Genomic DNA, 10,351 nt, shown 5'->3' with positions numbered 1-10,351 from the left:
CTTAATAAAATCTATTGGTTTTACAGGCAAACTATGCCTTTAATTAACTAAAATGAAAATAAAACACATATGAAAAGTTATTGTCTATATAAAAAAACGAAATGTCAACATTGGCTATAAGTAATTTCTTGTTCTCGCCTGCTCCTGAAAATCCTTACGGATTTTCAGTTTGGTTTATACTTGCAAAGTTAAGTGCTAAACCACGGAACTATTCATAGCAGAGACCGTCAGACTATCTCAAAATTCTATGATATTTAAGATTGATTTTTTATCTTGAAGAATGGAATATTTACAAGGAGAAGACAGGGGTCAATTAACTTTGTATGCCACTTGTTTGGATGACATGGTTCCCCTAGATAACACTGTTCGTTTAATAGATCAATTTATGACAACTTTGGATTTGGAACAAATGGGGTTCCAATCTTTAGCATCACAAGGACGCCCACCATATCATCCTTCCGATTTACTCAAGCTTAACAATTATGGGTATATGGACCGCATGCGATCCTCTCGTCAGTTGGAAAAGGAATGTCAGCGAAACCTTGAAGAGATTTGGTTATTGAAAAATCTTAAAACTAACCATAACACTATTGCACGTTTTAGAAAGGCCAACCACAAGGCCATAAGGAGAGTGTTTAGACACAGCGTAGAAATGGCCAAGAACTTCAACCTTATCGGCGGGCAGCTCATAGCAGGTGATCCCACCAATATCCGAGCACAGAACAGTAAGAAGAACAACTATAACAAAAACAAGCTAAGGGGCATTACGGGATTGGTGGGGTGGATACCCAACTATTATATAGCCATGGTAGTTAAAAAGCCTTCTAACAATTAAAAACATCTAAACACCTCTGCATCCAATAAAGAGTATTAACAGTTCTATATAGGCTTGGATTTAATACCCTCTTTACAATTAATTAATATGAGTTGGATTTAATTTTGATTATTTTGCATAATCCCAAACCCTTTATCAAAAGTGTATTGGGAATGCCTATAATAACAAAAAAACACATTACATCAGGGATTCGAAGATCTGTAATGTTTTGTAACTATTGAATCATGAAAAGAAGAACCTTTGTCACACAAACTGCCCTAGTATCTTTAGGGTTTTTAGCATTATCAAGATGTACTTTAAAATCATCCAAAACTTCAGACGCCACCGGCTTAATTCCTCTAAAAACTGACCCACAAGGGTATTTGGATCTTCCTGAAGGATTTACGTATAAGATTATTTCCAGACATGGGGATCAGATGAGCGATGGTCTTAGGGTGCCTGGGCGTCCTGATGGCATGGGTGCATTTAAAGGTCCCGGACAAAGAGTAGTTCTGATTAGAAACCACGAGAATAACCCTTCTCCCATATCGGACAGCCCGTTTGGAGAAAACAACCAATGGATCCATAAGGTAGATATAAGTAAGCTATATGACGCTGGGAAATCGGAAAAGCCTGGTCTTGGAGGCACTACAACACTCATCTATAATGAAGCCACTGGGATGGTAGAAAAGCAATTCCTAAGTTTGGCAGGAACCTATCGCAATTGTGCCGGTGGTGTTACCCCCTGGAATTCCTGGTTAACTTGCGAGGAAGATGTTAGTAATGCTGACGGAGAATTTGTAGAAAAGGATCACGGCTATGTATTTGATGTACCAGCGGATGCGGATGGTTTGATAGAAGCAAGACCTATTCTTGAGATGGGAAGGTTTAATCATGAAGCAGTTGCCGTTGACCCTAAAACCGGATATATATACCAAACAGAAGATAGGCATGATAGTCTCATTTATAGGTTTATACCTCATGATAAAAACGATCTACATGCTGGGGGAAAACTCCAAGTTTTAGCGATCGTTGATCAAAAAACTATGGATACCCGAAACTGGGAAGAAAAAACAGTAGCGCTCAATAAAGAAATGCCGATCCAATGGATAGATATCGACAATGTTACTCCCAAAGAAGATGACCTTCGTTACCGAGGAATGAAATTAGGTGCAGCCTGTTTTGCCAGAGGTGAAGGAATGTGGTATAGTGATAATGAGGTTTACTTTGCATGTACCAACGGAGGGCCTAAGCGTTTTGGTCAAGTATTTAAGATCAACCTTAAAACAGACACCTTAGAACTCTTTGCTGAATCTGAAGATAAAACGGTCCTACATATGTGTGACAACCTTACCATTACTCCATGGGGTGCAGTTATGGCATGTGAGGACAATGGTGAATTCAATCGCCTACACATCATAGATCAAGAGGGGAACATCCAACTTTTCGGAATTAACAAAAGCAGTAATTCAGAACTCGCAGGAGCTGTGTTTTCACCATCAGGTAAAACCTTGTTCGTAAATATACAGGAAAACGGAGAAACAGTAGCCATTACCGGACCGTGGGAAAAATTCCACAGCTAAGTAAAACGGAATTCACAATCCTATTGAACCAATTCTAAAACGACAAGGTACGCACAATGATCCGAAGCTATTTCATCGCAAATAGTTTCGGCTTCAAGTACTTTCCAACGGTTTTTAGGAGTGTACATGACATAGTCAATTTTGGCTCTAGGAGCGTCAGACGGAAAGGTATACTCCAATTTGGTATCCTTGTAAGCGGCACCCCATTTTGACTCTAAGATGGTAATAGGTTTACTTTCTGGAATATCGTTAAGATCGCCGACTAGAATAGCAGGATAAGGAATGTCGACTAATTTTTTGTTGATTTCCTCTACTTGCATCATTCGATCTTTAGAATCCTTTAAATGATCCAAATGTGTTCCAATGAAACGGATCGTATCTCCAGAGGTGATTACTACTGTAATTTCTGCAGCAGCTCTAGGTTCACTATTTGGTTGATGCGGTAGTGCAACATTGCGAGCAGCCAAAATTGGTCTCTTAGACAAAACACCCTCACCATAAGCTCCACCATCGTAGTCCATTGCTCTAGCATAGTAGGATGTCATTCCTGTACGCTGTGCTAACTCCGTGGTCAGATCAAGGTTTCTTGCACGTTTGGTTTTAAAATCCACTTCCTGTAAGGCGACAAAATCTGGATTGGCTTTATTAATGACATCTGACAGGACATCTAAATTAAAATCACCTTTGGTTGTGGCTCCATGTAGGATATTGAAGGTCAACACACGTACAATTTTACGCTCTTGCGACTGTTGCTGTGCTGATAATTGCATTGGAAAGTAGAGGGTTAAAATCAGTAGGACTCTTATCGCAAATTTTCTAGCCATGGCATTTCGGAAATAAATTATCAAATGATTGCTTGTACAATCACAGTGTGCTGCCGCAATTGCATACTGCAGTGAAGTTATAACAATCTGTTAGATTTATCAAAAAGCTTGCGTGTAATTTTAGCAGATTAACATTCAATTTATGGGGTATCACAAAAAATTCCCTTAAGGTCAGCTGATCCAAAAAGGAATTTATATGATGTCAAGTTATTCACTTGTTGTATAAATTTAGCAAAAGCAGATTACTTTAAGACTGATCGTTATGGTTGATCATCCAGTGAACTCCAAATTTATCCACAAAGCTCCCAAAGTAATCTCCCCAAAATTGATCTTCCATGGACATTTCTACTGACCCACCTTTGGAGAGGCCGTCAAACAAGCGATCCGCTTCTTGACGACTATCCGGATGTACAGAGATGTAATTCGTGTTCCCTTGCTTTAAAACATGACCGGCAGAGGGCACTATATCCGAAGCCATCAATACAGTATCCCCACTCAATGGCAAAGAAATATGCATGATCCTGTTTAGTTCGTTCTTAGCTAGCTTTTCACTATCAGGGGCATCTCCCATTTTCATATTAAAGGTGAACTCACCTCCGAATACCGATTTATAAAAATTAAATGCCTCTTCAGCATTGCCGTCAAAGTTTAGATAAATGTTGACTTTCATAAAAGTAGTGTTTTGATTTGTGTTACGGTGTTTTAATGTACTGGTCTTAAATCGCCTTGAAATCTAATACTCCTCAGGGTATTGTTGCCAATAACAGACTTATAAAACAAAGTTAGAAAATAAAATCACACGATTAAGGGTAGATTCCGCCAATTCTAAGTGGGGTATACGACAATTCGTAAGTAGACTTTTGAAAAGTGGGCATCTTAAAGATTCTTAACGAATTGCAGTAAAAATAAAATGGATGCCAGCGAACCAACATCCATTAATATTTTGAAAAATTATATTATTTAGTGAGTACTGTGAGACCCGGATTAAAGTTTTTTCTTAACCTCAACCTCTCGGAAACTCTCAACAATATCTCCAACTTGAATATCATTATAATTCTTGATTTGAAGACCACAGTCGTACCCTTTTGAAACTTCTTTAACGTCGTCTTTAAAGCGTTTAAGAGATAATAGCTCTCCGGTATAGATAACCACACCATCACGAATCAAACGAATTTCAGAATTTCTGTATACTTTACCATCAGTAATCATACATCCTGCAATAGTACCCACTTTAGAGATTTTGAAGGTTTCTCTAATTTCTGCGGTTCCGGTAATTTCTTCTTTCAATTCAGGTGACAACATTCCTTCCATTGCATCTTTGAGGTCGTTAATCGCATCATAGATGATAGAGTAAGTTCGGATATCAATTTCTTCTTTATCAGCAATGCTTCTCGCATTACCCATAGGTCTAACATTAAATCCAATAATAATTGCATCTGAAGCAGTCGCTAATAAAACATCGGATTCCGTAATAGGTCCAACTGCTTTGTGAATAATATTGATATGAATCTCCTCAGTAGAAAGCTTCTGGAAGGAGTCAGTCAAGGCTTCCACCGATCCATCAACATCTCCTTTAAGGATAATGTTTAATTCTTTAAACTCACCTAGTGCGATACGTCTACCGATCTCATCGAGAGTAATATGTCGCTGAGTCCTTACAGATTGTTCACGTTGTAATTGAGTACGTTTTGCTGCAATTTGTTTTGCCTCTTTTTCATCCTCATAAACGTTAAACTTATCCCCGGCTTGTGGTGCACCATCCAATCCTAAAACTGAAATTGGTGTTGAAGGACCTGCTTCCGGTATATTGTTTCCTCGCTCATCCTGCATGGCTTTTACCTTACCACTATGAGTTCCGGCTAGCATATAATCTCCGATTTTCAAGGTTCCTCCCTGAACTAATACCGTCGATACATATCCTCTACCTTTATCTAAGTATGCTTCAACTACGGCACCTACAGCATTCTTATTCGGGTTAGCTTTCAGTTCTAGCAATTCTGCTTCTAAAAGAACTTTTTCCAGCAATTCTGCAACTCCTGCACCAGTTTTAGCTGAGATATCTTGAGATTGGATTTTACCACCCCAATCTTCAACTAACAGGTTCATATTTGCAAGACCCTCTTTAATCTTATCTACATTCGCCGTTGGTTTATCCACTTTGTTAATAGCAAACACAATTGGGATTCCGGCTGCTTGGGCGTGGCTTATTGCCTCCTTAGTTTGAGGCATCACATCATCATCAGCAGCAATTACGATAATCGCCATATCGGTTACTTGAGCACCACGAGCACGCATCGCCGTAAAGGCTTCGTGACCAGGTGTATCAAGGAAGGTGATTTTCTGACCATTTTTCAAGGTTACCCCGTATGCACCAATATGCTGTGTAATACCTCCGCTCTCTCCAGCGATAACGTTCTCTTCACGGATATAATCCAATAAAGAAGTCTTACCGTGGTCAACGTGACCCATCACAGTAACAACTGGAGCTCTTGACTCAAGATCTTCAGGAGCGTCAACTTTTAATTCTTCACCTTCCTCAAGGTCAATTGTTATAAACTCAACTTCATATCCAAATTCATCAGCAATAATGGTTAGGGTCTCAGCATCTAGACGCTGATTCATTGTTACCATCATTCCCAGTGACATACAAGCTGAGATAATTTTAGTTACAGGAACATCAATCAATGTTGCTAACTCACTAACGGTAACAAACTCAGTTACTCTAAGTGTTTTACTTTCAGCCTCTTGTTGTGCAAGATCCTGCTCTGTTTTCTGTTTGTGAAAATCTCTCTTCTCTCTACGGTATTTTGCACCTTTAGATTTAGAGGCTTTACCTTGGAGTTTTTCTAAGGTCTCACGTACTTGTTTTTGTACTTCTTCCTCAGTAGGCTCCACTTTTTCAACTGGACGTCTGGTAGCAGCACCACCTTTACGTCGGTTGTTTCTATTGTTATCCTTATTAAATCTGTTGCCGCCAGTACCGGTATTGTTATTATTAGGACGAGTGTCCTTATTGTCTTTACTTATTCTTCTGCGACGTTTCTTTTTATCATCAGTAGAACTTGTAGTTTTGGCTCCTTTTTTAGCAGGATCATCTTTAGTTTCCTTTTTCTTTTTAGGCTTATTAAACTGAGATAAATCAATTTTTTCACCTGTAAAATTAGGACCTGAAAGTTTAGTGTAGTTGGTTTTGATTTGCTCAGAATCCACCACCTCATCATCAATGATTACCTTTTTGGTTTTAACCTGAGATTTAGGGGTTTCCAATGGTTTGGGCGTTTCTGGCTTCTTCACCTCTTCTGTTTTAGTGTCCTTGACTGGAGCAACCGGTTTTTCTGGAGTTTTTGCAATTGGTTCCTCCTCCTTTTTAGTATCAGCAACGGTAGTTTTAACTTCCTTAGCTTTTTCTTCTTTGGCAGGAGTTTTTTCCTCTTTGGCAGGAGCTTTTTCAACAGCCATTTCAACAGCTTTTTCTTTGGGCTCTGGCTTAGGTTTGTCTTCTAATTCTTGAACTGGTTCCGACGCTTTATCTAATGGCTTATCTTCCTTGCGAGCTTTAGTTGCATCGTCCTTTTTCTTATCACCAAGATCGATTTTTCCAACAGTTTTAGGTCCAGAAAGAGTTGCCCGAGCACGGATAACCACCTGTTCCTCTTCCAATTGTTTTTGGCGTTTTACTTCGTTCTCCTTCTCCAATTCTTGGCGAATGGCCTCTTTCTCCTTACGTTTTTCCTCACCGACTTCTTTGGAGGCAACCTTTTTACTCCTATCTGTTTGAAATTCGTCTAAGAGAACATTATACACCTCACTAGTGATTTTGGTTGTAGGTCTAGCCTCTATGTCAAAACCCTTTGACGATAGATGTTCTACAGCCCTGTCTAAAGAAATGTTTAACTCTCTTAAAACCTTATTTAGCCTCAATTTTGCGCTTTCAGCCATATAATTCTTGTTATCCTAATTTTATATTCTTAATGGAAAAGTTAGTCTTCAAATTCTTCTTTAAGAATCCTAACTATCTCAAGAATAGTCTCTTCTTCAAGATCTGTTCTTTTAATAAGATCTTCAATATCGTTATCCAGTACACTTTTTGCAGTGTCAAGACCTATTCTTTTAAATTCATCAATAATCCATTGCTCTATTTCATCAGAGAATTCCGTTAATTCAACATCTTCCTCAACACCCTCTCTCAATACATCTATTTCATAGCCTGTTAATTGACCGGCCAAACGAATATTAAAACCACCTTTACCAATTGCTTTAGATACCTCTTCAGGTCTCAATAGCACCTCAGCGTGCATGGTTTCATCGTTCAAAGTTACTAAACTTACTTTAGCTGGGCTCAATGCTCTACTAATAAATAATTGTGGATTACTGGTGTAATTGATCACATCAATGTTTTCATTCCCCAATTCACGTACAATTCCGTGAATCCTGGAACCTTTCATTCCCACACATGCTCCTACTGGATCAATACGATCATCATAAGAATCCACAGCAACCTTCGCTTTTTCTCCAGGAATCCTAACCACCTTCTTAACGGTAATTAAGCCATCAAATACTTCTGGGATTTCTTGCTCGAACAATTTTTCCAGAAATTCCGGTGCCGTACGAGACATTACAATCATAGGCTTATTACCTTTTAGCTCTACTCCTTCAATGATACCACGTACATTTTCTCCTTTTCTAAAGAAGTCCGAAGGAATCTGCTTGTCTTTTGGCAATATAATTTCATTTCCTTCATCGTCCAGTAGAATAACTGCCTTATGACGGATATGATGTACCTCAGCAGTATAAATCTCTCCAATAAGATCTTTAAATTGCTTGTATATAGTTGTATTGTCGTGCTCGTGTATCTTAGAGATAAGGTTTTGGCGTAAGGCCAAAATAGACCTTCTTCCAAGATCAATTAACTTTACTTCCTCAGAAACATCCTCACCCACTTCAAAGTCGGGTTCGATTTTTCTTGCCTCGGTTAGTGATATCTCTTGATTCTCATCCTCAACCTCATCATCAGCTACCACTATACGATTTCTCCAGATCTCCAAATCTCCTTTGTCTGGATTGATAATAATGTCAAAATTATCATCAGATCCAAACTTCTTTTTTAGCGCATTTCTAAATACATCTTCTAAAATGGCCATTAGGGTTACACGATCTATAAGCTTATCATCTTTAAATTCAGAAAAAGATTCGATCAATGCCAGATTCTCCATGTCTGTTCTTTAATTAAAATTTTACCATTACTTTAGCTTCTTGTATATCCTCAAAAAGGACTTCTTTCTCGTACTTAACAGTAACTTTACCCTTACCTACCGGTTTAGGTTCCCGGGCCTTCCAAGCTAATTGCAATCCATTGGCGGTTACCGCTGTAAGTTCGCCTTCAATCTTATTATCACTGGTAGTCACCTCAAGTGTTCTGCCAATATTTTTTTGATATTGTCTGCGATGTTTGATAGGTTCTGTAGCACCTGGAGAGGTTACCTCTAACGAAAAGTCAATTTCTTCTCGATCCAAATTGTGTTCTACATGTCTACTAACATCCATACAATCCTTTAAAGAAACACCATTATCACCGTCAATAATTATTTTTATTTTATTGTCGGAACTTAGCGAAAAATCAATCAGAAATAGCGACTGTTTCTCTTCTAGAATTTCATTTAAAAGCGTTGTTACTTCGTCTCTCAACATCTATAGTTAGTATAAAAAGAGGGGACTGCCTGTCCCCTCTGAAATAGATTATTCACTTTCAACGGTGCAAATATACAAATTTTTTTTATACGACTTTACCCAGCAAGTAAATTGTTCGTTATCAAATTATTCCTGCTCCGAATTCGGCGAGCTTTTAAGGTCCTTTCAACAGACAATAAAAAATAATTAAAGCACTGAAATTGGGGCCTGGAAAAACCTCAATTACTCATCTTACATCCTACCCTTTTCAGCACCTAAGGAGGTGCCTTTTACACCTTTACTCTTTTTCCCTCCAAAATAATAAGTAACCTGGAGTTTAAACCTTCGTGTTTCCCATTTGTTAGTCCAATCGACTGTAACATCCTCTACACGAGAAATACTGGAGTACTTTGATTTCTTTAAAATATTGCTACAACCAGCAACCAACTGTACTTTTTTATTCCAAAGCATTTTTTTGACCGATAAGCTAAAATCATAATTTGGCCTGTTATATCCATTGGAAGATTCTCTTTTACTGTAGAAACCATTCCATTTTTAAAATGAGTAAACAATTAACTTGCATAATCGTAGATGACGAACCGCCAGCTATCAGAATATTGGAAAAATATGCTGAACAATTAACCGGTATAGGATGTATAGCATCTACGCGAAATTCGCTTGAAGCCTTGCAGTTGATAGAAAGGCATCAACCAGACATAGCGTTTTTAGATATTCAAATGCCTGGTTTGACTGGAATTCAACTCTTTAAACTCATAAACAACAACATCAAGGTTATATTCACAACCGCCTACACCCAATTTGCTATTAATACTTTTGAGCTGGATGCAGCCGATTGTACCTTGAAGCCCATCTCATTTGACCATTTTATCGCCGCTGTCGAAAAAGTGAAAAAACAAGAAAAAACACCTTATCCATCAACTCACGCGACAGAGGATGACTTTTTTTTCGTGAAAACTGATCGAATGAACAGGTCTAAACGTGTACGTATCACTGATGTTTATTACTTGGAAAGCATTAAAAATTACGTCGTTCTCCACACTGAAAACGAACAAATTGTCACCTATAACACCCTAAAGTATTTCGAAGAAAATTTATCTGCCACCCTCTTTATCAAAATCCATAAATCATTTATGGTAGCCCTTAACAAAGTTGAAAAAACAGACACTAACCAGGTATGGGTGTTCCAGAAAAACCTCCCGCTAGGAGATACTTATAAAAATGCCTTTTTTGAAAAAATAAATCAAAAGAAATTATAACACTAAATATTACTTTGTTTCAACAATTCTGAAAGGATAATTTTTGGGTACAGATCGGGCCTAAAACAGAAAATCCCAACCAAATAAATGATTAGGATTATTTTTAAATGTTGGCCTACAAGGACTCGAACCTTGAACGACTGAACCAAAATCAGCTGTGTTACCAATTACACCATAGGCCAGTAA

The 10,351-nt window shown here is 38.1% G+C and carries 8 protein-coding genes, 1 tRNA gene and 1 pseudogene; 3 read left to right on the top strand and 7 right to left on the bottom strand.

All coding sequences use genetic code 11. The annotated features are described in order from the left end of the window. The first annotated feature begins 280 nt into the window (after positions 1 to 280). On the top strand, positions 281 to 835 hold the full coding sequence (locus ACN0TV_RS14800; protein ID WP_417363778.1) for a transposase: 555 nt from the start codon (positions 281 to 283) through the stop codon (positions 833 to 835). A gap of 224 nt (positions 836 to 1,059) precedes the next feature. Next, positions 1,060 to 2,397, top strand: a complete 1,338-nt coding sequence (locus ACN0TV_RS14795) for an alkaline phosphatase PhoX (protein ID WP_417363776.1) — start codon at positions 1,060 to 1,062, stop codon at positions 2,395 to 2,397. Positions 2,398 to 2,417: 20 nt separating this feature from the next. Here the strand turns inward: ACN0TV_RS14795 and ACN0TV_RS14790 are convergent, their stop codons facing one another. From ACN0TV_RS14790 to ACN0TV_RS14765, 6 genes and pseudogenes are all read right to left on the bottom strand, one after another. Beyond that, positions 2,418 to 3,221: an endonuclease/exonuclease/phosphatase family protein gene (locus ACN0TV_RS14790; RefSeq protein ID WP_417363774.1), complete on the bottom strand. Its 804-nt coding sequence runs from the start codon at positions 3,219 to 3,221 to the stop codon at positions 2,418 to 2,420. 247 nt (positions 3,222 to 3,468) lie between these two features. Continuing rightward, positions 3,469 to 3,891 (bottom strand): VOC family protein, encoded by a 423-nt coding sequence (locus ACN0TV_RS14785; protein ID WP_417363772.1) that lies wholly within the window; start codon positions 3,889 to 3,891, stop codon positions 3,469 to 3,471. A gap of 314 nt (positions 3,892 to 4,205) precedes the next feature. Continuing rightward, on the bottom strand, positions 4,206 to 7,160 hold the full coding sequence (gene infB, locus ACN0TV_RS14780; RefSeq protein ID WP_417363770.1) for a translation initiation factor IF-2: 2,955 nt from the start codon (positions 7,158 to 7,160) through the stop codon (positions 4,206 to 4,208). Positions 7,161 to 7,201: 41 nt separating this feature from the next. After that, entirely contained in the window at positions 7,202 to 8,434 is a 1,233-nt protein-coding gene (gene nusA, locus ACN0TV_RS14775; RefSeq protein WP_417363768.1) for a transcription termination factor NusA, read from the bottom strand. 13 nt (positions 8,435 to 8,447) lie between these two features. Then, positions 8,448 to 8,909, bottom strand: a complete 462-nt coding sequence (gene rimP / locus ACN0TV_RS14770) for a ribosome assembly cofactor RimP (protein WP_417363766.1) — start codon at positions 8,907 to 8,909, stop codon at positions 8,448 to 8,450. 231 nt (positions 8,910 to 9,140) lie between these two features. Further along, positions 9,141 to 9,425 (bottom strand): annotated as a pseudogene (locus ACN0TV_RS14765) (outer membrane beta-barrel protein); the annotation flags it as partial. Between the two features lie 23 nt (positions 9,426 to 9,448). Here ACN0TV_RS14765 and ACN0TV_RS14760 point away from each other — a divergent pair. Then, the gene (locus ACN0TV_RS14760; RefSeq protein ID WP_417363764.1) at positions 9,449 to 10,165 is read left to right on the top strand and encodes a LytR/AlgR family response regulator transcription factor; all 717 of its coding nucleotides are present in this window, start codon (positions 9,449 to 9,451) and stop codon (positions 10,163 to 10,165) included. A gap of 110 nt (positions 10,166 to 10,275) precedes the next feature. Here the strand turns inward: ACN0TV_RS14760 and ACN0TV_RS14755 are convergent. After that, positions 10,276 to 10,347 (bottom strand) — tRNA-Gln (locus ACN0TV_RS14755). Positions 10,348 to 10,351: the final 4 nt, after the last annotated feature.

This window comes from Galbibacter sp. (assembly GCF_048266365.1).
In the GTDB taxonomy this organism is placed as follows: Bacteria; Bacteroidota; Bacteroidia; order Flavobacteriales; family Flavobacteriaceae; genus Galbibacter.
The sequence above is the reverse complement of the archived record's forward strand: the minus strand, read 5'-3'. Positions and strand labels throughout refer to the sequence as shown.

Coding starts and splice junctions, on each gene's coding strand:
- nusA (WP_417363768.1), bottom strand. CDS start 8,434: ATGGAGAATCTGGCATTGATCGAATCTTTTTCTGAATTTAAAGATGAT.
- ACN0TV_RS14785 (WP_417363772.1), bottom strand. CDS start 3,891: ATGAAAGTCAACATTTATCTAAACTTTGACGGCAATGCTGAAGAGGCA.
- ACN0TV_RS14795 (WP_417363776.1), top strand. CDS start 1,060: ATGAAAAGAAGAACCTTTGTCACACAAACTGCCCTAGTATCTTTAGGG.
- ACN0TV_RS14800 (WP_417363778.1), top strand. CDS start 281: ATGGAATATTTACAAGGAGAAGACAGGGGTCAATTAACTTTGTATGCC.
- ACN0TV_RS14760 (WP_417363764.1), top strand. CDS start 9,449: ATGAGTAAACAATTAACTTGCATAATCGTAGATGACGAACCGCCAGCT.
- infB (WP_417363770.1), bottom strand. CDS start 7,160: ATGGCTGAAAGCGCAAAATTGAGGCTAAATAAGGTTTTAAGAGAGTTA.
- rimP (WP_417363766.1), bottom strand. CDS start 8,909: ATGTTGAGAGACGAAGTAACAACGCTTTTAAATGAAATTCTAGAAGAG.
- ACN0TV_RS14790 (WP_417363774.1), bottom strand. CDS start 3,221: ATGGCTAGAAAATTTGCGATAAGAGTCCTACTGATTTTAACCCTCTAC.